At 60.2% G+C, this 25,351-nt stretch carries 10 protein-coding genes and 1 pseudogene; 5 read left to right on the top strand and 6 right to left on the bottom strand.

Features of this window, described 5'->3' with window-relative positions:
• Window positions 1–121: 121 nt before the first annotated feature.
• The 6 genes and pseudogenes from PspR76_RS15330 to PspR76_RS15305 all read right to left on the bottom strand — a co-directional run bounded on the left by PspR76_RS15330 (window position 122) and on the right by PspR76_RS15305 (window position 18,716).
• Entirely contained in the window at window positions 122–760 is a 639-nt protein-coding gene (locus PspR76_RS15330; RefSeq protein WP_159956516.1) for a T6SS immunity protein Tdi1 domain-containing protein, read from the bottom strand.
• Window positions 761–1,162: 402 nt separating this feature from the next.
• A complete protein-coding gene (locus tag PspR76_RS15325; RefSeq protein WP_159956514.1) occupies window positions 1,163–1,426 on the bottom strand; it encodes a hypothetical protein in 264 nt (87 codons plus the stop codon).
• Between the two features lie 45 nt (window positions 1,427–1,471).
• Window positions 1,472–1,897, bottom strand: a pseudogene (locus PspR76_RS15320) (IS4 family transposase); the annotation flags it as partial.
• A gap of 264 nt (window positions 1,898–2,161) precedes the next feature.
• A complete protein-coding gene (locus PspR76_RS15315; RefSeq protein ID WP_159956510.1) occupies window positions 2,162–2,971 on the bottom strand; it encodes an Imm49 family immunity protein in 810 nt (269 codons plus the stop codon).
• 10 nt (window positions 2,972–2,981) lie between these two features.
• Window positions 2,982–16,976, bottom strand: coding sequence for a hemagglutinin repeat-containing protein (locus PspR76_RS15310; RefSeq protein ID WP_159956508.1), 13,995 nt, complete (start codon window positions 16,974–16,976; stop codon window positions 2,982–2,984).
• 30 nt (window positions 16,977–17,006) lie between these two features.
• Window positions 17,007–18,716 carry a ShlB/FhaC/HecB family hemolysin secretion/activation protein gene (locus PspR76_RS15305; RefSeq protein WP_159956506.1) on the bottom strand — a complete coding sequence of 570 codons (1,710 nt, stop codon included), beginning with the start codon at window positions 18,714–18,716 and terminating at the stop codon, window positions 17,007–17,009.
• Between the two features lie 528 nt (window positions 18,717–19,244).
• Between PspR76_RS15305 and PspR76_RS15300 the strand changes: the two genes are divergently transcribed.
• The 5 genes from PspR76_RS15300 (at window position 19,245) to PspR76_RS15280 (ending at window position 25,315) form a co-directional block, all read left to right on the top strand.
• Window positions 19,245–20,639 (top strand): MFS transporter, encoded by a 1,395-nt coding sequence (locus PspR76_RS15300; RefSeq protein ID WP_159956504.1) that lies wholly within the window; start codon window positions 19,245–19,247, stop codon window positions 20,637–20,639.
• 128 nt (window positions 20,640–20,767) lie between these two features.
• A complete protein-coding gene (locus PspR76_RS15295; RefSeq protein WP_159956502.1) occupies window positions 20,768–22,096 on the top strand; it encodes an OprD family outer membrane porin in 1,329 nt (442 codons plus the stop codon).
• A gap of 172 nt (window positions 22,097–22,268) precedes the next feature.
• Window positions 22,269–23,297, top strand: a complete 1,029-nt coding sequence (locus PspR76_RS15290; RefSeq protein ID WP_159956500.1) for a LacI family DNA-binding transcriptional regulator — start codon at window positions 22,269–22,271, stop codon at window positions 23,295–23,297.
• Between the two features lie 22 nt (window positions 23,298–23,319).
• Window positions 23,320–24,312, top strand: a complete 993-nt coding sequence (locus PspR76_RS15285) for a nucleoside hydrolase (protein WP_159956498.1) — start codon at window positions 23,320–23,322, stop codon at window positions 24,310–24,312.
• Window positions 24,313–24,445: 133 nt separating this feature from the next.
• Window positions 24,446–25,315, top strand: coding sequence for an isocitrate lyase/PEP mutase family protein (locus tag PspR76_RS15280; RefSeq protein ID WP_159956496.1), 870 nt, complete (start codon window positions 24,446–24,448; stop codon window positions 25,313–25,315).
• Window positions 25,316–25,351 lie beyond the last annotated feature (36 nt).

Raw genomic sequence — 25,351 nt, 5'->3', positions numbered from 1 at the left:
ATCTGTGCAACACCCACGGTGCTACGGGTCTAAGCGCTGCCTGTTTACGTGGCACGCAAGTCAACAACCTGCTGCGTCAACGCTGTCTGCGCGTCAAATGACACTATTTCTTTTGCACGAGTTACTCTGGCAAGGTTCCATCAACAGAAGTGATTTTTCCAAGAACTGTACCTGGAGGAAGCCCCCTAGCTTTCCTAATCAGTTGAGCTGTTAATGTCCAGTAGACATCAAGATTTAAAATTCCCAAGTTATTCGTAACATCTCTACCGCCGAGAAATAATGGTATTTTGTATCCGACACACTCTTCGTAGCTAGGTGCAGCGCCTCGAATTAGCCACTGGAGTCGGAAGCTAACGGCTAAAGCCTCTTCACTGTACTCAACCAATTCTTGATTATGGAAAGTCACGATATTGCAAGGAATTTCGAGAACCTGTCCAGTTCCCGGCTCAAACATAACGACTCCAGAATACCCTTCTTCCAATCTGCCTGAGTCAAGTGCAAAAATACGTCCTAGCCAATCAAATCCAAAACATTGCACGCGCCCATAAAAATCGGGGAACGCATACTTGATTGTTTTGTTCCACTCATTAATCGAACTAGGCTTCATCACTCGATATAATGCGTTCTCAAATGAACACCCTCCAAACTCCGATATTAATTCAACCAGTCCATAATAATCACCTTTAGCATCGAAAACAGGCATATTTTCACTGTTAACACGGTAATCGATAAGGAAACAACTGCGAAAAATATCATACATTCATCTATCTCCAATTTTCACATTGTTGATTTTTGTTCCAGGCTGCAAACCCTTTGTTTGCTGATAAATTTGAGCGCCAAGGCTACGATTAACACTCCTATCTAACGGACTCATGTTAGCATTAGTGTCAGTACCGCCGAACTGTAAGTCAACCATGTGATCGACATCGGAGCCCAGCGGCACTGTGTTGCCGGCCTGCCTATAACGACTCGCAGCCGATGTTCCAGAACGTACTGGCGTTGTTAGGACGGTATCTGCATCGTTTAAAATATTAACTTTTGCATCTGCCGCTGCGCGTTGCGCGTCCGTCCATCCTGATTTGTAGGTTAGAGAGAGATAAACGCCATCGCTTGCTGTACTTTTTGCACCAACAGTTGACTCGCGAAGCGTCGCCAGTCAAGCCTATACGGCTACTCCCCGGTCTTTTCCCGGTTTCATCATCAGTCGGTCATCTTGTTTTCGGTTGCGGCACTGCTGAACAAATTCCGCCGCCGCGACCACGCTGACGTTGAATGCATCAAATTCTTCTTTATTGATTTCGTAGTATTCCTCGTAATCGACAAGATTATTCGCAACCGGAATTGACAGGTAATATCTGCCTGTCAATTCTTCGACGCCAATGGAATACCGCTCCTCTTTACGTACAAGTATGTCTCTGAATCTCATTTCCATCTCCGGTTCACCGATGCAAAGTCGGCAACGGTGTTACATTTCGAGCAGGCCGCTTTGATATTTGGGACAGCTCTCACGCTCATGAACGCTTTCATAAATAGGAAACGAGCGTCCCGCAAACGGGACCGCGGCTCTCAGCAAAAACGCATCGCCAGGAGCATCAATTCGAGACCAGTCCACCAAGATTAAAGGATTCTTCAGGGAGCCTAACAATGCCCGCAGCATCACCCAGTAGAACAGCGGGCGCTCTGCTCTGAGGTGTTGGTTACCCAGCAATCGGTCCACTCGTTTGATCGCATGCTTGAGGTAAGCCTGACCTGGCATAAAACGTCCCAGCGCTGTCAGCGTCAGGCGACGGCCTTGCAGTAACGAACTGACACAACTCATCAGCGTCGTTAGGCGGCGAGAATGGATCGTAGACAGTGTTTGAGCGAGCGCTCTATGTAAAAATCGGATGGCCTGCATGGGTTCGGGTTCTTAGTTTTGTGTGGTGCAAACCAAGTTGCCGACTCATGCAGGCCTCTTCAATATTCCAACTTATTGATTTTTAGTAAGAAAATTCGGGGATCTCTCAGGGTCTGCCCCCTATTTTCCCCCCAGTTTGTCCTGCTCGAAATTGGCGGATATGGAGCTATTGCTGCGCGAAGAAATGCACCGGCAATCTCAGAGACCGGAGTAAGTTTGTGGGGATTCCTCAGACTCTGTCCCCCTTTATCCATTCATATCCCATCAAACTTCTCTCTTTAAAAACTCATAATGAGCATCATAATGAGCTAGAGGTTTAACAGGTAACCACTCTGATGGGATGTATGGTGTATCGACGACGATTTCATAACCATGTCTCCAGGCAATTTTTGCGTAGATGACACCAAAAGTTGAAATCAGACCTTCAGAATAACCGTTCTCACTATCAAACCTTCTCTTTATTGAGGCTGGTGTTGTCAGCTCGCGCAAAACAGATTCCATTTTTGATATATCGCCCTCTGCCAGCGCAATGAAGAACTCATTGTCCAGCATGAATCTCTTCTTCGGTCCTGAAGGTGGGTGCGCAATCATCCTGGCACAACGGTCGCGCAACTGAGCAAAGTCTCCTTTAACAGCCAATCTAATTTGATAGGCTACAAAATCTGCGGTAGTAGTGGCCTGAACTCTTTTAGCATCAACGATATCGTCGTTATTACAGAACCAACTAATCAGGGATTCATTATCAGAAACCAACCCAGCCAAAAAATCAAATGTCTTCAACATGAAGTTCATTTTGTCGGTTTTCAGTGAATACCGGTGGCGGCGCAGACTGTCCGCTATAAAAAACCAGGCTTTCATCTTTTCCAGTGACGAATTGCTAAACCACTCATCTATAGCTTGAGCATACGCATGCGCCGACAAGAGGTCAGCGCAGGCAGCGGGATCTCCTTTGCTGGTCTCTATGTTGGCGACACATCCTGCCACGTCAAAGCCACCGTCCAAATGACTTTTTACATGCCCAATCCTTGACAGCGCGTGAGCTTTTAATTTCCCGTATCGATCCCAATTATTCACTTATTTACTCTCACTTCAATTTAGCAATAATCAGTTCGCCTGAGCTTCTATCTACGCCTGCGACACCCTTTACCAACGTTCCATTTTTGCGAGCTTGAAATACAGCCTCAAAGGCAGAGGAGGTTTTATCGAGCTTTCCGAGAACCTTATCTATCCACGCATCAGACATTTGAACAACATCGTTGGCATCACTAGAAAATGCCACCCCTCCATTTATCTGTTTCGAATCCAAAATAATCACCGACTTACCATCAGCACTCATATACACATGATCGAAGCCATTATTACTTCCGTACTTACCACCCTCCAAAGGCTGAAGGCCCTGCCTTTGCGAAACAGACTCCACCAGTTGCTCGGTCAGCGCTCCGGAACGGTCGGCACCTAAAGCCACTTGCTCCGCTAATGCCCGTTCAGTCGGCGTCAAATCGGTAATAGCATACCCTCCGGCGTTTAGCTTGGCTGAGCTGACAAATCCCCCTGCCGTGGGTTCGACCCCAGAGAGCTCCGCAATAGCAGGAATCCCCGAAACAATCGGATCACGCTTCGGTACCACCGGCCGATCTGGAAGCTGCGTCGCCTCCCAATCACCCTGACCGCCGTCGGTACTCCAGTTCTTCGCCGTCTTCGCATCCAGCTCTGCGATCTGCTCACCAAGCTCGGCACCGTCCTTCAGCGCCATTTTACCCAGTACCTTGCTGGATACTTCGACCCCTACTTTGGCCAAGGTCAGTCCAGCTTTCGCTGCGCCACCCACTCCGCTGACGACGCTGCCCACCGTATAAATCAGGTTGCCAAGGTCGCGACCCAGTTGAACAGCCTGATCGTCACCACCTGTCTCAAGGGCGGTCTCCATCCGACCAATGCTGTCCAACAAGCTTTTATAGGCCGTTTCTCCGAGTGCATTTCTGACATCCGGGTTGCTGACGGCTTCCGCCATCCCCTTCAGTCCCTCAATCGGATGAGTCATGAACTGGGTCAAGCCTTCAACGTCCTGAACACCCGCTTCCACCAAGCCCTGGCCAATGCCGCTGGTTGTCAGTACGTCTTGCTTGACCGAAATACCCGCCCACTTGGCAGTCGCCGCTAGCTTAGCTATCGCCCCCTTGGCTTCGCTGATCTCCTTGTCGGCCTGAATCCATTGCTGGGTGGCCAACCAGTTGTTATCAACATTCGCCGTTGCGGCGTTATTCGCCGTTGCTGCGCCCGAAGGATCAGTTGCTGCCGCAATGCCTGTCACCAGGCTGGTGATGATGTTCCGTTTGGCCTCGCGTTCGGCTTGGGTTTCGTTCGGGTCAGTGTCGTTGAACAGGTTGGTCAACACACTGCCTGCCGCGCCGCCTAGCGCCCCGGAAGAACACCCTTGGTTACTCGCGGCAGCACCCGCACAACCAAGAATGGCGTGCAACGCTGCGTGGATAGGGTCACCTTCCTTGATGTCGCCTTTGAGGACCAGCTTGCCTATGTAGTCAGCTCCTTGCTGCTGGACATAGTTGACCACCATGTTTTGCGCAAACTGGCTGGTGCTGCCCGTCACATTGCCGCTTACGCCCGCCACAAGAGCGGTGGCGATCTGACGGTAAGTACCGCCAGCGCCCCAATCATTGGCAAGGTCTTTGGCGTCTTGATTGGCCTGAACGGCTTTGTCGACGTAACGCTGATAGTCGTCTGGGGTAGTGGCGGCTCGCGCCTTTTCCAGATCGTCCTGCGCTTCAGCTTTTTTCTGATCTATCTCCTTGGCCCGATCCTCCAAGTAAACGCCAACGTTCTGCACAAACTTCGCCGTAATATCAAACCCAGCCTGAATTTCTTGAGGGTTGAAAATCGTCTTAAGCTTGTTGCTGCCATCCCTGTCGCTGGACACGTCGGTGTTGATCGCAGCCACTGTTTCAGCAGCCGTCTGCCCCGTCAGCGCCTGTTGCTTGGCGTCATCATTGATCTTGACAGCCGCGCCGCTGATACCGCTTTGAGTGACGCTGCTCTCATCGCCGCTGGCCAGCAAAGCAATCGGGGCGTTGGCGCTGACCTTGCCGTTGTCCGGTACCGGAGTGCCCGGTGCACCGGCTTTTTGCGAGCCGTCAGCAGCACGTCCGATGTGTTCGCCCATACCCCCACTCAGGCCAATACTGCTGGCGTCGTAGGCGGCTTTGTTCTTGATATCGGTACTGGTGAGCGTGCCGGTGGAAAGCGTATTTTTCCCGTCTTTCACCGCCTGATCCGAGCTGGCAATGATGGCGCCATTAAGGTCGGTATTGCCCTTTACATCGACCTGGAAGCCGCCATCACCCGCCTTGATACCGGTTTGCTCGCTGACACTGGCGTAGTCGCTTTTCATTTTCTGCTGGTTGAACGACGCGGTGCCGCTGACGCCGTAGCAGAACGGTGGAATGCAGATGCTGACGCCAACGCTTGCATCCACTTGTTTAGAGCTGAACTTGCTGGTGTCCTGAAGACTGGACAGGTTCAGGTCGCCACCGACATCGGCCTGCACCTGCTTGGCAGTCAGCACTGCGCCCTTGAGGTTGGTATCGTTGCCACTGTCGAGACTGGCTTTGTTGCCGGCCTTGATTGAGGTATTGGTCTGCGTGACGTCATGCCCGTCGGACATGCCCATGCCTTTGTTCGCGGCAAGGTCCAGAGTGAAGCCGTTCTGTGCGCCGCCTACGGTAAAGCCAATGCCGACACTGCCACCGCTGTTGCCGTTGGTGCTCTTTTGCACAGCGGTGTTCTGGGCGGCCAGCAGGTTGATGTCGCCATCGGATTTCAGGTTTACGTCGTGCCCGGCATCAATGCGGCTGCCCACTACGTTGAGTACGCTGTCTTTACCTGCACCTTTGGCGGTGACGTTGATGTCACCTCCCGCCGCCAGGCTGCTGGACACTACGTTCTGACCAGACTGGCTGCTGTCGCTATGACTTTCGCTGTTACTCAGGCTGATGCTGACCTTGAAGCCGACACCGTTTTTCAGCACGTCTTGCGCGGCATCGTACGTTTGCTTGCCACTCATTGCCGCGTTGGCGGCTGCCAATCCTTGCATCCGTGGATCGGATGTTTTCCCCGCAGATTCGACGGCCCCTTGAACGCCGCGCGCGGCGTCGAGCAGCGGGATATCGATACTGCCGCCAATCGCGGTACGGCTGGCACTTGCCGTGTGATTGGCATTCAACACGTCGAAGCCAGCCTGGATATCAACATCCTTGGCGGTAATCGAGATATCGCCTTTAGGGGCGATGACCTGGCTGGCAACCTGATTGTAATGCTCGCCGGCGGTCAGGCTTACGTCCCCACCCAGGGAGGCGACCTGGCTTCCAGCTTGTCGTGTGCTGGCGTTCTGATCACCGTTCTTGAGCTTGGCGACACCCAGCGCGTCCTGCCACCAGGAACCGATCTCACCGGCCTTCTTGCTGCTGGACTTACTACTGGAGGCGTTCTGGTCTTCGGCACTGACGATGTCTAGATTACGTCCAGCATCAATTCGCAGGCCGTTGTCAGTCACCAGCGTACTGCCACGTACGGCGGTATCGCGACCGCTCTGAATATCCAGACTGCCGGCACTGATGCTGGTGCCGATGCTTTGGCTGCCGCTCTGTTGCCCCGACTGGGCTTTTTGGGTCAACGACGGCGCGGCGACGATGTTGAACCCGAACTTGCTGGACTGGCTGGCTTGACTCGCCGTTTGCTGTTGCTCAGCCGTACCAATCTCGATATCTCGGCCAGCAATCAGCTTTACCGCCTGCTGCGCATTCAGCGCGGCGGCGTTCATGGTGACGTCATTGTCGGCCTGCACGGTGATGCTGTTGCCTTGCAACTCAGTGCTGGTCACCGTTGACTGGCTGGACGACGAGCTACTGCTTTTGCTGGAGAACAAGCCTTTCTTGGACGAAGCATTCGCCTGGCTGGTGTAGTTATCCGCCGTGTCCAAATTAACGTCATGCCCAGCACTGACCAGCAATGCATCGCCGCTGCTAACCTTGGCACCCTCGGCATTGAAGTCCTGGCCTGCGGAAAGTGAGACTTTTTTCCCCGCGTCAACGGACGAGCCAACAGCCACATCATTTTCGCTCTCGCTCATCTTCGAGCTTTTCTTGCCCCACGACCCCTTCTTCGTTTTCGAGTAATACGAGTAATCGCTGTCTTCAGCCGCCGCCAGGTTCAGGTCTTTACCGGCATACAAATACGCCTCATCCCCCGCCGTCACCCGGCTCGCCGTCAACGCCAGGTCTTGCCCAGCGCTCAGCGCCACGTCGCCACCGGCCTTGACCGTGGTCGACACCTGGCTCACATGGTCGTCTTCACTCTTGACCTTTTTCGAGGTAAACGAGGCATGGGATTCGTCCGCCGCCGACGACAGCGACAGATCGCCCACTGCCGACATCGTCACATCGCGCTTGGCATCGATTTCACTCGCCACCGCGCTGATGTCCCGCCCCGCCTGTACCTTCAAATCTCCGCCGGCATCCACGCGGCTGCCGTACTGGCTCACGCTGCTGCCCTTGAACAGCCCGCTGACCGTATTGCTGTTGGTGCCTTCGGCCGCGACGAGGTTGACGTCGCGCCCGGCCTTGATCGTGGTGTCGGCGCCGCTGCTGGTTACCCCGCCCACGCTGTCGACGTCGCGGCCGGCCTGCAGGCTGAGGTTGTTGGCGGCTTCGATGCGTGCGGCGCTGTCCACGGAGTCGGTGTGTTCGGTGCGGTAGCCGCTGCTGCTGTCGTGGCTGGTGACGCTGCGCTCGTTGAGGATGTCGCCATTGGTGGCGGTCAGGTTCACGTCGCGCCCGGCGATGATGCCGCCGGCGGTGTTGACGATGTTGTTGCCGGCCAGCAGGTCCAGGCGGTTACCGGCCTGGATCAGGCCGCTGTTGCTGAGGTCGTTGCCGGCCTGGGCCGACAGGTTATTGCTGGCCCGCAAGGTGCCGACGTTGTCCAGGTTCTGGCCGGCGATCAGGTTGACGTCGTTACCGGCGATCAACGCGCCGTCCGGGGCCAGCCGGTTGTTGGCCTGGGCCAGATACACCACGGGCACCAGCACGTTTTCGCCGTTCACTTGCTCGTTTTCGAGCCACACGATGTCGTGGGTCAGCGCCGCGACCTGGGCCGAGGTGAGGCTCACACCCACGCTCAGGCCAAGCTGCTGTTTGCTGCTGATGGCGTTGTCCATCAGGTACTTGAGCATGCCCGAATCGGAGTTCTGGCCGTCGATAAAGCGTTGGCCGGTGCGGGCCACCACCGCTTGTTCGACCAGGCGTTGCTCGTAAAGGCCGTCGCCGAGGCGCTTGGCGCTGTCGTCGGGGTTGTAGCCGAGGCCGGAAAGCAGGTAGTCGGAGCTCATGAACTGCTTGAGGTCGGTGAGCACCGGGTTGGTTTCGATCAGGTATTTCTGTGGCTGCGACACCGGTTGGGTGTTTGGCAGGCCCTGTACACGGGCGATGCTTTGGCTGGCTGTCAGGGACGGGTTATCGGGCCCAGCGGGTTTCTGCGGTGTGTTCGGGAGGGACGCACCGATCGCCGGCGCTGCACTGCTGCGGTCCGGGGGTTGGATGCTGGCGGCGCCGCCATCGCTGATCGCGCCAACGCCGCTGCCGCTGGCACCAATGCCGCTGGCTTGGCGGCTGGCCAGGTCCAGTTGCAGGCTGTTGGCCGTGTCGGGGGCCGGCGCATTCACCTGTATCAACCGGCCTGCGGTCGAGGGCGCGGTGATTGGATGCGCGTCCAATTGAAGACTGGCGCCACTCACGGACCAGCCCGGTGCGTTGTTATTGGAAGCCGTGGCGCTGCTGCCCTGCCCGCTCAGGCGGAACAGGCCGTTTTGCCCGGTCGGCAGGCTGAACCCCGGCAAGGTCAGTGGGTTGATCTGCCGCTGGGCCAGGTCGGGCGGCAGTTGCCCGTTGACGGTGATGCGGGTGGAGAACGCACTCGCACCACTCGCGCCGCCCGCGCCAGTGCCGGTTTTGGCACCCGCACCGACATAGGTAAAGCCTGGGCGCACCACACTGTTGTCGAGATTGGCCTGTGCCTTGACGTTGACCGCGCCGCCCGCCTGAATCACCCCGGCGTAGCTTTGGTCGCCGCCGCCGATCTGGGTGACGGTGCGCAACACCGTACGCTCAGCCTCGGTGATACCGATGAACGAGGCCATGGCGCCCTGCAGGCCACTCAGGTCATTGGGGTTGTAGCTGGCGCCGCCGATGGAGTAACGGCTGTTGAACGCGGCGGCTGCGTCGTACCACATCTCCGGATGGCGGGTACGCTCGGACACGAACAGGCGCGAGGTGTCGGTTTCGCCGGTTTCTACGCCACTGTTGGTCAGGTTGTTGACGGCAACGCTGAGGTTGCCGCCCGCGCCGATAGTGCTGCTGGCATTGACGACATCGCCGCCGGCAATGTTGAGGTTTTGCCCGGCGGTGATGCTGGAGGCGGCGCTGGAAGCCGTCACTTCGAGCTTTTCGCGCTGATCGATTTGCCACAGGTGGTTCTGTTTGCCGCTGCAATCACCGGCGTAGTTCGGGCCTTCGATGCAGGGGAATTCGGTGATCGAGGCGGTGTAGATGCCGCCCGCGCTGGTGGTGAGTACCGCGCGCACGTTTTGAATGGTGCTGGCGGCCAGGCTCATATTGCCGTCGCTTTGCAGGCTCGACGAACTGTTGACGATCGCCGTCGCAAGGCCGCCCCGGCCGTCGCGGTCGATGCTCAGGTTGCCCAGGCTGTAGACGTCGGCGTAGCTGTTGGTCAGCGTGTCGACGCGCAGGCTCATGTCGCCACCGCTGAAGATCAGGCCATGGTCATTGAGCAACGCGCCGGTGGTGGCGGTGAGCTTCTGAGCGCTGCCGAGGGTTGCGGTGTTGTTTATCGCGCCGGCATTGATGACCAGGTCATTGGCCGAGGTCAGCCGCCCGGCGTTGTTCAGGGTGCCGGTGATAGTGGCGCTGGTGAGGCCGCCGCCGGCCACGCTGGCGGTGCTGCTCAGGTTCAGTTGCGCGGCGCTAAGGCTCAGGCCGCCCTGGCTGGTGATGCGCCCAGCGCCATTGAGCGTGCCGCCGACATGCAGGTCGAGGCTGCCGTCACTGGCGATCAGACCGTTGGTGGACCAGTTGCCGCCTGTACCGCTGAACGCGCTGCTGGCCAGCAATTGGCCGTCGGTGGTTTGGTTGAGGGTGTTGACGTTGACCGTCAGCCGCCCGGCCTGGATCACGCTGTTGTTGGTCCAGGTGTCCTGGGCGACGGTCAGGCCGCCGCGCGTTACCAGGCTGCCGCCGACGCTGTTGAGGTTGCTCGGCGCAATGGTGAAGTTGCCATTGCCGACGTGCAGCACGCTGCCGCCGACGTTCTGCAAGCTACCGGCACCGAGTACCAGGTTGCTGTTGGCGGTTTCAAGCACACCGTTGGTGTTATCCAGCAGGCCGCCGATGGCGAACTCGGTGGTGCCCGCGCTGCCCAGGGCGCGCAAGCGGCCGTTGCCGTTGTCGAGGCTGGCGGCGCTGACCTTGAGGGTGGTTTGGCTTTCGACGATCCCCAGGCGGTTATTCAATGCGCCGCGCAGGCTCAGGTCGATCTGTTGGCCGGCGATCTGGCCGTCGTTATCGCCACTGTTGTCGACGTCGTTCGCGCTGACGCTCACCAGGCCGGTGGCATAGATGCCGCCGTTGCGGTTGTCGATATTGCCGGTGGTGATGAGCGCATCGCCGCCCTGGGCAGAGACGCGTCCGCCATAGTTATCAATCATCGCCGCCAGCAGGTTGAGGTGCTGGCCCTGCACCGTGCCGCCCTGGCGGTTGTTGTTCAGGTCGTAGCCGTTGCGCAGCACGCCCACCAGTTGCGCCTGCACTGCGCCGTTGAGGCTGGCGAGTGTGCCGCCACGGTTGTCGAGGCTGTTGGCGTTGAGCGTCAGGTCACCGGTTTGCGCAAACAGTTTGCCGCTCTGGTTATCCACGTCGCCGCTGGTGTTGAGGGTCAGGCCGTTCTGGCCCTGCACCACGCCGAGGCCGTTGGCAATTGCGGCGGCCTGCAACTGCACGCCGGCGCCTTGGCTGTAAATCAAACCGTCGGCGTTGTTTTGCAGCAGGCCACGGGTGTTGATCGCGACGTTGCCGGTGCCCGCGAGGGTGCCGTGCTGGCTGTTGTCGATCGCCCCGGCAAACAGGCTCAGCAGGTTCTGGCTGACTATTTGCCCGCCCTGGTTGTTGACCTGGGTGGCGCGCTGCAACAGCAAGGGCCCGGCGCTGGCCAGTGTGCCGTGGGTGTTGATCAGGTTGCCGAGCAGGTTGAGGGTTACTGCGGCGTTGCCTGCCAGGGTGCCGGCGTTGTTACTCAGGTCGGTGGCATTCACCGCCAGCGCCTGCTGCGCATTGATCTTGCCGGCGTCGTTGCCCAGGGTCGCTGCCTGCACGTCGAGGGTCGCGCCGCTGTCGATCAAACCGCCGCCACTGTTGTTCAGCAGCCCGCTGACCGTCAGGCCCTGCCCGGCGGCGCTGGACAGAATCCCGCCACTGCTGTTGTCGAGGCTGGCCGCGTGGATGTCCAGCCGGCCCTGGCTGACCAGCGCACCGGCGCCGCTGTTGAGCAGTGCGCCCGTGAGGTTGACTGCCATCGCGCCGCTGCGGCTGGAAAACGTGCCGTTGTTGCGGTTGTCGAGGCTGCCGCCGCTGAAGCCGAGGCTCTGCCAGCCCGACACCAGGCCATTGGCGTTGATCAAGTTGGCCGCGCCGAGGGTCAATGCCTGGCTGCTGATCAGCTTGCCGGCGCTGTTGTCCAGCGTACGCGCGGCCAGCGTCAGGTTCTGCTGGCTGGAGATTTCACCGCCTATGTTGTTGAGGTCACGCAGGTGGTTGATCGTCAGCGGGCCTTTGCCGAGGATCAGGCCGCCATGGTTATCGAGGTCGCCGTTATCCAGGTTGCCGTAGCTCAGGTCTACGGTCACGCGTTGCTCGCCAGTCACCCGGCCGTTTGCCGAGGTCAAGGTGCCGGTGCTCAGGTCGAGCGTGCCGACAGCCGACACTTCACCGCCGTTGCCGGTGTTCAGGCTGGCTGCGGAGAGGTTCAGGTTGCCCTGGCTGTGGATCAGGCCAAGGCCGGTGTTGTTCAGCAGGCCATCGCTGGCCAGTTGCAGGTCGCCCCGGCTGTTCAGGGTGCCATTGTTGTTGTCCACCGAGGCGGCGTGGGCGTCGAGGCCGGCGGCGCCGATCAAACCCTTGATGTTTGTCAGCGCCTGGTTGATGCGCAGGGTCAGCGCTTGGTTACTCAGCAGCTTACCGTTGCTGTTGTCGAGGGTGCGCGCGGCCAGCGTGAAGGCCTGGCCGCTGGAGATTTCACCGTTGCTATTGGTGACGTCGGTGAGGTGGTTGAGTTGCAGCGCCCCGGCCGAATTGATCAAGCCGCCGCTGTTGTTCAACACGCCGTTGTTCACGTCGAGCGTCAGCGCGCCGTTGCTGAACAGCTTGCCGCCCTGCTGGTCCAGGCCGCTCACGCTGGCGGTCAGCGCGTTGCTGCTGCCAATGCTGCCGCCGTTGCTCAGTTGGCCGGCAGTGAGGTTCAGGCTGTCGCCGCCGCTGATGCTGCCGTTCTGGTTGCTCAGGTCACCGGTGACCAGCGCCATCGCGCCTTTAGCGCTGAGGCTGCCTTGGGCGTTACTCAGCCCGAGGCTATTCAGGCCCAGGGCGCCGTCGGTCAGCAGTTCGCCGCCAAGGTTGTTGACCTGGCCGCGCAGGCCCAGCGTCAGGTCTTGTGCGCTGGAAATGCTGCCTTGGGCATTGTTGAGATTGGCGGCACTGAGGCTCAGTTGGCTTTCACTGCTCAACACGCCTTGAGTGTTGTCGACATCACCGGTCAGGGTCAGCATCAGCGGCTGCTGGCTGAAAACCTTGCCGCCGCTGTTGTCCAGCGTCGAGCCGCTGAGTGTCACGCGCTGGCCGTTGAGCTGGCCCAGCGTTCGGTTAAGCAATTGGTCAACGGTCAGGCTCAGGGCGTTCGCCGCGAGCAGTTTGCCGCCGTCGCTGTTGTCCAGGCGCTGGGCATTCACGCTGACATCGGCGCTGCCGGTCAACTCGCCCGCGCGGTTGTCGAGGCTGGCCACGTCCAGTGTCAATGCGTGGGTGGCGCCGACCAGGCCCGTGCGGTTATCCAGGCTGGCAGCGCGGATGTGCAAGGTGTCGGTGCTGACCAACTGGCCGTGCTGGTTGTTGATGGCGCTGGCGTTGAGCGTGGTGTCGGCCTTGCCGGCCACTTGACCACTGCGGTTGTCGAGGCTGGCGGTGGTGAGCAGCAGCGCGCCATCGCCGATCAGGCTGCCGCGTAGGTTGGTGAGTTGGTCACGGGCAGTGATGTCGACGCCGCCATGGCTGCTGATGACGCCGTCGGTGTTATCCAGTTGCGCGCTGCTGGAAGTAAAACCCAGGGCGCTGATGTGGCCGTTGACGTTGCCCAGTTGCTGGTCTGCAGTGAGGCTCAGGGCCTGATTGCTGATGAGTTTGCCGTTGCTGTTGTCCAGGCTGTGCGCCGCCAGCGAGAACGCGGTCTGGCTGGAGATTTCACCGCCCTGGTTACTCAGGTTTCCCAGGTTGCTCAGCAGCAGGATTGGCGCATTGATCAAGCCGCCGTTGCTCAGGTCGCCGCCGTTGAGGTTCAGGTTCAGTTGGGTGTTGCTGAACAGTTGGCCGCCCTGTTGGGTCAGGCCGCTGACGCTGGCGGTGAGTACATCGGCGCTGGCAATACGCCCGCCGTTGGTGACCTGGGTCGCGGTCAGGTCGAGCTTGCCGGTGCTGGTGAGGGCACCGCCGGTGGCGTTATTGAACTGGCCGGTGGTGACGCTGGCGGCGCCGTCACTTTTGATCAGGCCTTGCCCGCTGTTGTCGAGGCTGGCGCTGGTGAGTGTCAGGCCGTGTGCCGAATCGAAGGTGCCGCCCAGGTTCAACAGCTCGGAGCTGCTGGTCACGCTGAGCATACCGGCGCTGGTGACCTTGCCACTGCTGTTGTCGAGGCGTTGGCCGAGCAGCGTCAGGTTGCCTTCGCTGCTGAGGGTGCCACCGGCGTTGATCAGGCTGGCACCCGCCAATGCGGCCGGCGCCAGTTGAATCGCCAGCGAGTGCTGGGCGGCGACGCTGCCTTGGGTGTTGTCCAGGCGCGTGCCGACAAGGTGCGCATCCTGTGCGAACACCAGCCCTTTGGCCTGGTTGATCACCTGGGCCACGGCCAGCTCCAGTGCCGTCGCGGCGAGCAGCTTGCCGCCGCTGTTGTCCAGTTGCTGGCCGGTCAGCGCGACATCTTGCTGGCTGGAAATCTCCCCGGCGCGGTTGTCGGTGCTATCAACCGCCAGTTTCAGCGCTTTTGTCGCCGCTACCAGCCCGCCGTTGCTGTTGTCGAGGGTGTTGGCATTCAGCGTCAGCGTGCCCTGGGCCGTCAGCTCCCCGCCTTGTTGAGTCAGTGTCCCCAGGGTTGCGTCGAGGTCGCCTTGGCTGGCGATACGGCCCTTGGCGTTGCTGGCGCTATCGAAGGCCAGGTGCAGCGGGCCGGTGGCGCTGATCAAGCCATTACTGTTATTCAGCGACTGGCCAACAAAGCCCAGCGCCTGCTGGCTGTTGATCACGCCCTGGCGGTTGTCCACCTGGCCGGTGTGCAGGTTCAGGTTCTGGTTGGCTCGAATCAAACCGGTGCGGTTGTCCAGGCTGGCGGACTGGATGCCCACCGCGCCCTTGGCCAGCACGCTGCCTTGAGCGTGGTTGTCGAGCAGGCCGTCTACGCTTGCGTTCAGGCTGCCATCGCTGACGAGGCTGCCGGACTGGCTGTTGTCCAGGCTGGCAGCGTTCACCTGCAAGCGCTGGCCGGCGCCGAGGGTGCCGCCCTGATTGCCGAGTGCGCCGAGGACGCTCAGGTCGAGGCTGTTATCGCCCAGTACGTGCCCGCCCTTGTTGCTCAGCGCCGCGGCTTTGACCACGCTGGCACCGGCGCTCGACACCTCGCCGCCGTCGTTGACCAGGCTGCCGCCCACGCTCAGCGCCAAATCGGTCGAGCTGCTGAGCAAGCCGTGGGTGTTGTCCAGCGTGCCCACGTGCGCCGTGAGCCCGGCTGCCGAAATTTCACCGTTGAGGTTCGCCAGCAACTGGTCGACCTGCAGGTTCAGCGCCTGGTCGCTGATCACCTTGCCGCCGCTGTTATCGAGGTTCTGCGCGGCAAGCGTAAAGGCCTGCGCGCTGGAAATTTCACCGCCACTATTGCCCACCGTGGCGAGATGGTTGAGCAGCAGCGCGCCCGGGGTGTTGATCAGGCCACCGGTGTTGTCCAATTGCGCGTGGTTCAGGTCCAGGGTCAGGCTGCGGGCGCTGTACAACTGGCCGCCCCGGTTGCTGATCGCGCCCTGGCTGGTGAGCGCCCATGGCCCGGCACTGCTGATGGCCCCGCCGTCGTTGATCAGGTTGCCTACCTGCGCGCCAAAACTGTTGTCGCTGTGCACCACACCCTGGGTGTTATTGAGCTGATTGCGCAGCACCAACGACAGGTCGTCTTTGGCATACACGCTGCCTTGGCCACTGTTGTCCAGGCTGCCTGCGTTGAGGCTGACCGTGTGTTGGCCGCTGAGGGTGCCCTTGAGGCTATTGTCGAGGCTGGCGGCGCTCAGTTGCAGGTCACCGGTGGCGGCGAACAGGCCGGTCTGGTTGAGCAGTTGCCCGGCGATTTGTGCGGTGAGCTGGCCGTTGCTGATAATCCGGCCCTGGCTCTGGTTGTCCAACTGATCGGCGTTGATCTGGCCCTGGCGCTGGGCGCTGAGGGTGCCGTGCCGGTTGACCAGCGCAGCGGCATTTACCGTCAGGTCACGGCTGGCGATCACGGTGTTGCCGGTGTTGTCCAGGGTTTGCGCAGTCAGGCGCACATCGCCATTGGTATTGCGGCTGTTATCGGCATTTACGCCCGCTTCGATAATGCCGCTGTTGCTCAGGTGAGCGCCGCTGTCGAGGGTGATGCTGTTGCGGGCTGCGAGGTTGTTGGCGTTGCTGAGGTCGCCCTGGGCCTTGATCGCCAGATCTGTACCGGCATACACCGCGCCTTGGGTTTCCACACTTTGGGCGGTCACATTCAAGGCACTGCCGGCCGAGGTTTGCCCCAGGTTCAGGTGGCCGTTGGCATCGATGCGGATATCGCCCCCGGCAACCATGTTGCCGGCAAGCCGTACCCCGACGCCCGCCTCGGTGCCCACCAGCCTGATCGTGCCGGCGTACATCCCGCCCAACGCCGATGAGTCGATCGCCAGCGTCGGGGCGGCGCTGCCGTCGGCGGCGCGTGCGGTGGCATTCAAGGTGCCGGCGTCGACGTCATTGCGCCCGGCGACAATGGCCAGCTTTTGCGCCTGAATCTGCGCGTTGATGTGCGCGGCGCGGGTGATGATTTCGAACTGGCCGACGTTGCTCGCGTTCAGGCCGTCGCCATCAACCGACACACTGCCCTGGTCCACCTGGTAGCGGCTGACCTTGCCGTTTTCAATCACGGCCTGGCCGGTGGTCAGCGTCACTTGCGGCGTGTTGATAAAACCGCAGCCGTTGCAGCTCACGCCGTAGGGGTTGGCGACAATCACATGCGCTGACTGCCCCGCCACTTCGGTGTAGCCGCGCAACTGGCTCGGGCTGCCGCCGTTGACTTCGTTGAGGATGGTGCTGGCGGCCTGCCCGTTGAAGTTGGGGTTGCCGACAATGATCCCGCCCAGCTGTGTGCTTTGGGTGCGGTCGGTGGCGTTATTGAGGATCAGGCCTTGCGTGCCGACGTTGTAGTCATGGAACTGGTTATGGGACAGGCCCGCCGCATTCGGCGCCGCGATGTTGACAATCGGCACGCCATTGCCGGCTTGCGCCAGGGTGGTGCCGGGCGCATTCACGACAATGCCGTCCGCCTGCGCCAGCAACGGCTGCCAGAACAGCGCGTTCGCCAGAATCAGCGCCAGCCCGCGTTTGGGCAGGCCCAGAAACGACGTGCGGTTTTTCAGCGCTGCAGAAGGCTGGCGCGCAAGAAAGGCGAACTGGCGGACGTCCATGTGAAGTCTCGATGCACGAAGGCAAAAAAGTTAGAGGAAGAAATCCAGACGGAAATAGATCGGGGCTTCACGCTCGGTGATGGCGTCCGGTCGCTCCAGCGAATGCGCAAAGGTCACGGTGGCGGCGACGTTGGGGCCGCGGGCAAACAACTCCAGCGCGTCACTGGTCATGCGCCCGTGCTGGTCCGGGTTGTAGCGCCCGTGGCTGATCACGCCCTGGTCATAGCCGAGGCTGCTGCCGTACTCGGCAAACACGGTGTGCATCCAGCTCCAGGTCACCGGGCGGGTCCAGCGCAGGTCGTTGCGCCAGTAACCGCCGCTGTCGCCGGTGAGGGACTGGTCCTGATACCCACGAATCGACGACTGCCCGCCCAGGCTGGTGCGCTGTGGGCTGAACAGCACGTCTTCACTGTGTTGCCCGGTCATCAGGCTGGTGAAACTGAATGACTCGTCCCACAGCTTGAACGGCTGCAAATAGCTGAGGGTGGCGGTGTATTTACGGTAGCGCGCGTCGGGCTGTCCGGCTTTGACGTCGCGATTGCTTTGCGCATCGAAGGCGCCGATGCCGTCCTGCATGCCCAGGTCGATGTTGAGAAAAGCACCGCCAATGCGCCGGCCATGGTTGATGCCGAATTGGGCTTCGCTGATGCGGTTGCTGCTCAGGGCCAGCTTGCTGTCTTCGATGTAGTTGTGGGTGCTGAGGTAGGACACGCCGGTGCTCAGCGAGGTTTTGCTCAGCGCGTCGCGGTAGATCACCCGCTCAAGGCGCAATTGATGGTTCTGGCTGTCGCCGCTTTGCTTGAAGCTGAAACCGTTGGCCTGGGCCTGGGAGCGGTACTCGCTTTCGCTGTAGCTGTAGTTGAGGTTCCACCAGCCGAACGGCAGGTTGTAATTGAGCATCGCGTTGCGCGAATTCTTGCGGGTATCACTGACCACATCGTGCCCGGCGCGCAGCGAGAGTTGGTCGGACAGCCCCAGCGGGTTGTCCCAATCGAAGCTGGTGCCAGCCTGCTGGCGACCGGTGCTGCGCTGACCGTCGTTGCCGTAGGACACACCGGCGCGCCAGGGCTTTTGCGCGCTGTTCTTGACCAGCACGTCGCTGCCGCCCACCGCCTTGCCCGGCGCCAGCTCCATTTGTGCCTGGTTCGACGGCAAGCGATTGAGCTGGTCAACCATCTGCTCGATTTCCCGCAGGTTGAGCACATCACCGGGCTTGCCGGGAAACACCTGGGCCAGCTGGCGCTCGGAAAAGCCACTGCCCTCGGCGCCCTTCAAGCCTTCGAGGCGGCCCTCCACCACCTGCACGTTCAGGTTGCCACTGGACAGATCCTGTTGCGGCAAGTAGGCGCGGCTGGTCACCAGGCCTTTGTCGATGTAGCGCTCGGTGATGGTTTTAAGCAGCGCATTGAGCTGCGCCACGCCCAGGCATTGCCCGGTATAAGGCGCCAGTATCTGCGTGCGTTCGTTGGCGCCAAGCGCGTCTGCACCAGTGAGTTGGACGGTCTTGATGGGGAAACAGCGATTATCCGCAGCCGCGTTGGGCGCGGTTGCCGGTGTGGCGCTACCGGGCAGGTCCTTGAGGCCATCCAGGCGGCGGCGTTGTTCTTCGAGCAGGCGGTCCTGGCGGTCGCGAATCAGGTCGGTATCACCCGGGTTGGGCGCCGCCTGCAGCGTCATGGCCACCGCGAGACCTGCCAGTGCCAGCGCGTGGCAACTCACTGTGAGGATTGAAACTCGCATGGCCATTCCCTTGACTAAATGGCTTAGTGCCATCACTGGGCGGCGATACTATGGAAGCATTTTTTTGGCGTCAATTTGTCAAACATGAAATCTTTACAGAATGTTTCATGTTTGTATTCTGGCTAAAACAACGGCATTGGTTTATGGGGCGCGAATGGTTTTTGGGTTGTCCATCGCCTGACTGTGAACCGAGGATCCATAAGCCGGCGTGAGCAACGCTAGTTGAACAGCAGCACCTCGAACCTCAGCGCCTGCCCCGCACGCCACCGATTGCCTTGGAAAAGGCGCGACTGTCTGTCATCGGCCCGCAACATATCCCTGCCTAGAATCCGGCCCGGAGGCAGGTCACACCCGTCTTCCTGACCCAATACGCTAGTCATTGCCCAACACCGCTCCATCGATTGTCAGCATCGGCCTTTGAGGTTCATCTTCGGGCCGTTTTTCAAGGGCTGGAATCTACGCGCGTAGATAGCTGTGGAACAAGGGATCGAGTGGTGCTTGGCACATCCTCAGATCGGGAGTTTTTTGATGTCCATGCTTGAACAAACCGCCTATCCCGCCTCGTCGGCAGGCCGTGGCGCAGCGGATGAAAGTCTGTCCACCCCGCGTGGGCGCCGGGAGATGTACCGCGCCACTCTTGCCTGCTGGTTGGGCACGGCAATGGAATATGCCGACTTTGCCCTGTATGGGTTGGCGGCCGGTCTGATCTTCGGCGACGTGTTTTTTCCCAATGTCACACCGGCCATGGCCTTGTTGTCGACCTTCGCGACCTGGTCGGTCGGTTTCGTGGCGCGCCCCATCGGCGCATTGTTCTTCGGCTGGCTGGGCGACCGCCAGGGCCGCAAGGTGGTGATGGTGTCCACCGTTGTGCTGATGGGCGCTTCTACTACGATGATCGGCCTGATCCCCAGTTACGCATCCATCGGCATCTGGGCTCCGATCTGCCTGGTGCTGCTGCGGTTCACCCAAGGCTTTGGCGCCGGCGCCGAGCTCGCGGCGGGCACTGTGATGCTCGGCGAGTTCGCACCGGCCAGGCGCCGGGGCCTAGTGTCTTCGGTGATCGCCTTGGGCTCCAACAGCGGTACGTTAGTGGCCTCGTTGGTGTGGTTGGCGGTGATACAGATGGATCAACAGCAACTGCAGGACTGGGGCTGGCGCATCCCGTTCCTGTGCAGTTCGCTGATCGCGCTGGCTGCGTTGTGGCTACGACGCAACCTGCAGGAAACCCCGGTGTTCGAACAAAGAAAGGCCGAACTTCAAGCACAGCGCGACACACGAAGGGCCGCCCTGCCCTTGCACACGCCATCAGTCGGTGTCTGGAAAAACCGCCGCGCGTTCCTGACCATGGTGGGTTTGCGCATCGGCGAAAACGGCCCGTCCTACCTGGCTCAGGGGTTTATCGTCGGCTATGTGGTGAAAGTGCTGACTGTGAACAAGTCGGTCGCAACCCAGGCGGTGTTGATTGCTTCAATCCTGGGTTTCTTGATCATCCCGCTGGCCGGCTGGCTGTCCGACCGTTTCGGCCGCCGCGTGGTGTACCGCGGGTTTTGCCTGTTATTGATGGTCTATGCATTTCCGGCATTCATGCTGCTCGATTCACGCGACCCGCTGACCGTCATCGCCACCATGGTGGTCGGCATGGGCCTGGCATCACTGGGCATCTTCGGTGTGCAAGCGGCGTGGAGCGTCGAGATGTTCGGCGTGAAAAACCGCTACACCCAATTGGCGTTGGCCAAGGAGCTCGGCTCGATCCTCTCGGGCGGCACTGCACCATTGATTGCGGCGGCGCTGTTGTCCTGGACCGGCCATTGGTGGCCGATCGCAACCTACTTTGCCGCCATGGCCGGCATTGGTTTCTTCACCACGTTTGTCGCTCCGGAAACCCGTGGTCGCGACCTCAACGCGCTGGAAGATGCCATCTAACGCAGGCCCTTCACCCGTAAACACCAGCACCCCCTGACGCCTCGTAGAAGGCGCCAACCCGCACGACTGTGAATCAACAGCCGGGCGAAGCCATGCCTGAAAAACGGCACATTGATAGGAGCGTCGTCATGAAAAGATCCACCCTGGCACTCGCGATAACGGCAACATTCCTGGCCCAGCAGGCCCTGGCCGCAGGTTTCGTCGATGACAGCAGCGCTACCCTCGGCGCACGCACATTCTACTTGCGCAGTGATAACCCCAATACGCCCGGCGTCGACCAGAACCAACTCACCCAGGGTTTCAAACTCGATTATCTGTCGGGTTTTACCCAAGGCACCGTGGGCTTTGGTGTTGATCTGCAAGCACTGCAGGCATTCAATCTGTCCGGCGGCACCCAGCATCCGAGTGCCACGACACAGAACTCGCTTTCCCCGGTAAGCGCTGACGGCAGCCCGGTCGACGACTGGAGCCGCCTGGCCGGGAATGCCAAGGTCCGGCTGTCCAAGACCGAGTTTCACGCAGGCGGCGCACTCTCCCCCAACCTGCCGATTCTCGTCGCCAATGATGGCCGGCTGCTGCCGCAAACCCTTGAAGGTGTAACGATGACCTCCAGGGAAATCGACAACCTGACGATCAATGCCGGGCACCTGGACCGTTCTACCGGTCGCGCGTCATCCAACGCCACCGCGCTAGCCGTTGCGGGCGGCACCGAGGGCAGCACGTTCACCTACGCCGGCGCCGATTGGAAACCCAACAAAGACACCACCGTACAACTCTACCGTGCCAACCTCAGCGACTATTACAACCAGACCTTCCTGGGTCTGTTGAACACCACCCAGCTTAATGACAATTCACGCTTCAAAACCGACTTGCGCTACTTCAACAGCACCTCCCAAGGCAAAAATGGCCAGCCAGGGTATGTGTTCAACAACAACGGGGGCTACGCTAGCAACCCCGGCAAAGTCGATAACACCACCTGGAGCGCCGCGTTCACCTACACCCTGGGCGGCCACGCCGTCATGCTCGGCCGCCAGCAAGTGTCCGACTCCGGCGGCGTGGTGTACCTCAACCAGGGCAACGTGCTGGACGGCAACGGCAACAACGAAGGCAATGGCGGCGCGAGCGTGTACCTGATCACCGACGTGATGGACAACTCCTTTATCCGTGCCGGCGAAAACACCTCTTTCGGTCAGTACGCCTATGACTTTGCGGCCCTGGGCATACCCGGCCTGACTACGTCAGTACTGTACCTGCATGGCGATAACATTCGATCAGCCGGCGGCGAGCGCTATTCGGAGTGGGAACGTGATGCGCGTATCGACTACGTGGTGCAAAGCGGGGCCCTCAAAGGCTTGGGCGCGAGCCTGCGCGAAGGCAGTTTTCGCAGCGGTGTTCCAAATGTCGGCGCGGTCGATCAGGCTCGCGTTATCTTCAGCTACACCTACGCCCTGTTCTAAAAAGTGCGCGGGTGCAGACGCCGCGGGTCATCAAACTGCAACAAAACCGAAGGGATAATGTCGTTTATGAAAAGTCGGTGCTGCCCCGTGTCTGCCACCCCTTTTCTATTTTTTTAACCCCAGGGTCTACGCGGGTAGACCCTTTGCCAAGCCCTCTGCTGGGGAAGGTTCCTTGACCAGACAACACACAAGCCGCGCCACGCGTGATGACGTCGCCCGTGAAGCGGGTACCTCGGTGGCTGTCGTCAGCTATGTGATCAACAACGGCCCCAGGCCAGTGGCCAAAGCCACCCGGCAACGCGTACTGGACGCCATCAAGGCCACCGGCTACCGCCCCAACGGCGTGGCCCAGGCCCTGGCATCGGGCAAGACCAGGACCTACGGGTTGATCGTCCCGAACATCTCCAACACCTTCATTGCCTCCTTTGCCCATGCGCTGCAACAAGAGGCGCTGGATAACGGGCTCGTGATCCTGCTGGGGGATTCCGGCGATTGCCGTACACGCGAATTGAGCCTGATCAACAGCCTGCTCAGCCAGCGCGTCGACGGCCTGTTCTACACCAGCGTCGACCGTCACCCTCACATCGAACTGATCCAGTCCAGCGGCACGCCGTTTGTCATGCTCGACCGTGTCGACCCCGAGCTGCGCGTCAACATGTTGCGAGTCGACGAACGCGCCGCGGCCCGACAAGTCACCGCGCACCTGCTCAGCCATGGTTACCGCGACGTTGGCATCCTCTGCGGCCATGCACAAATGCTCAACGCCCAGGACCGTCTCAACGGCTGGCGCGACGCACTGAATGACGCCGGGGTTGAAGCGCACCCGCACAGGATTTTTCCTGCCAGCTACACCCGCCAGGGAGGTTATGACGCCACTCAACGCATGCTGGCGAACGGCAGCCCTCCCCGCGCGCTGTTCTGTTCCAACGAGGCGCAAGCCATCGGTTGCGTACGGGCGCTGTCGGAACATGGCCTTAAGGTGCCGGAGCATGTCGCGCTGGTGTGCTTCAACGGCACCGAGGCCTCGGCGTTTTGTACCCCGTCCCTGACCACCGTGTGCCAGCCAGTCAAGGAAATGGCCAAGGCAGCCATTTCGATGCTGCTGACCTGGGACGGCGAGGTGAAATTGCAAGAGTTTTCCCATCGCCTGGTGCTGGGTGAATCCTGCGGATGCACGGCGGCAAACACCCCGTGCGCCTGAAACAAGAAAACAAGAAGGTGAAATGAAGCGTTTAATTATTGATTGCGACCCCGGCAACGGGATTGCAGGCGCAAACGTTGACGACGGCCTGGCGTTGGCGCTGGCATTGGCGGCCCCCGGGCTCAACCTTGAACTGGTCACCACCGTCGCGGGCAACACGCCCAGCGCCATAGGCTACAACGTGGCCCAGGATTTGATGGTCCGGGTCGGTCGACCGATACAGGTGGTACAGGGCAGCACACAGGCCTTGGAAGAACCCGACGCCCCCTGGCGCGAGGCCTTGGACAATGGCGTACAAAAGCGCCAGCTCGCGCATTTATGGCAAGGCGTACGCGCCCCCGCGGCATTCCAGGCCCCCGCGTTGCAGGCGGCTGACGCGATGGGTCAGTTGATTTGTGCCAACCCTGGGGAAATCACCCTGGTCGCAATCGGCCCCTTGACCAACGTTGCACAAGCGCTGCAACGCTACCCGCAGATGACCGCCGCCGTCAGGCAAATTGTGATCATGGGCGGCGTGTTTGGCTTGGACGACTACATCAAGGACACCAACTTCGGCTTCGATCCCGAAGCCGCCCACCAAGTCCTCAACAGCGGTGCAAACATCACCCTGGTGCCGCTGGATGTCACCACCCAGACCCTGATGACCCACTCTGACCTCGACCGAATCGCACAGATCGACACGCCACTCGCTGCATTTGTCTGCGAAACCTTCCGCCCTTGGATCGATTACTCGATGACCTCCCGTGGCCTGTCCGGTTGCTGGATCCACGACGCTCTGGTCATCGCATGGCTGCTTGACCCCGACATCGCCACCGCCAGTGCCTATTTTGCCGATATTGAACTGCGCGCAGGTCGTACACGCGGTAAAACCTGGCGTTACAAGCAACCTCTGCGCCTGGATGTGGGCATCGAGGCGCCTGCCGGCGGCCCGATTAACGTGCTACAAACCGTGGACAACGGCCGGTTGCTGGCGCTCATAGAACGGCACTTGCGCGCGTCCATCCCCAAACCGTGAACGGAAGATCCATGAGTTAGGGGCCTGCCTCATGCTCAAACGTCATAATCCCCCGTTCGCCTGCGTGGTAATCTGGCGCCACCACGAATAGACATTGATCGTCACTTGACGATGACCAGAGCCAGGAAAGAACATGCCAAAGATTTCTCACTCAGCGCTACGCCGCAACTTCCGTGAACTGCTTGCCAAACAAATCTGCGTTGAAACCGCCTCCGTCTTCGACCCCATGTCCGCGCGTATCGCCGCTGACCTGGGCTTCGAAGTCGGCATCCTGGGTGGCTCGGTCGCATCGTTGCAGGTCCTGGCGGCACCCGATTTTGCCTTGATCACGCTGAGTGAGTTCGTTGAACAGGCCACCCGCATCGGCCGGGTCGCCCAGCTGCCGTTTATTGCCGACGCCGACCACGGTTACGGCAATGCGCTGAACGTGATGCGCACCGTTGAAGAGCTCGAGCGCGCTGGCGTTGCGGCACTGACGATTGAAGACACGCTGCTGCCGGCCCAGTTTGGGCGTAAGTCCACCGACCTGATTTCCGTCGAGGAAGGCATCGGCAAAGTGAAGGCAGCCCTTGAAGCGCGGGTCGACCCTGAGCTGTCGATCATCGCCCGCACCAACGCCGGTGTATTGCCGACCGCAGACGTGATCGCGCGCACCAAGGCCTACGAAAAAGCCGGCGCCGATGGCATCTGCATGGTCGGTGTCAAAGACTTCGACCACCTTGAACAGATCGCCGAAAACCTTACGGTGCCGCTGATGCTGGTGACCTACGGCAACCCACAGCTCAATGACAGCGAACGCCTGGCCAGCCTCGGTGTGCGCATTGTGGTAGCCGGGCATGGCGCTTACTTTGCCTCGATCAAAGCGACTTACGACAGCCTGCGCGCCCAGCGCAAACTGACCAGCAGCACCACGAATCTGAGCGCGACTGAACTGACGCATACCTACACGCTGCCGGAAAGCTACGTGGCCTGGGCTGAAGAGTTCATGGACGTGAAAGAGTAAGCGTCGGCCAATCGGCGGCCAGTTCCGACTGGCCGC

It is taken from the genome of Pseudomonas sp. R76, assembly GCF_009834565.1.
GTDB lineage: Bacteria > Pseudomonadota > Gammaproteobacteria > Pseudomonadales > Pseudomonadaceae > Aquipseudomonas.
The sequence above is the reverse complement of the archived record's forward strand: the minus strand, read 5'-3'. Positions and strand labels throughout refer to the sequence as shown.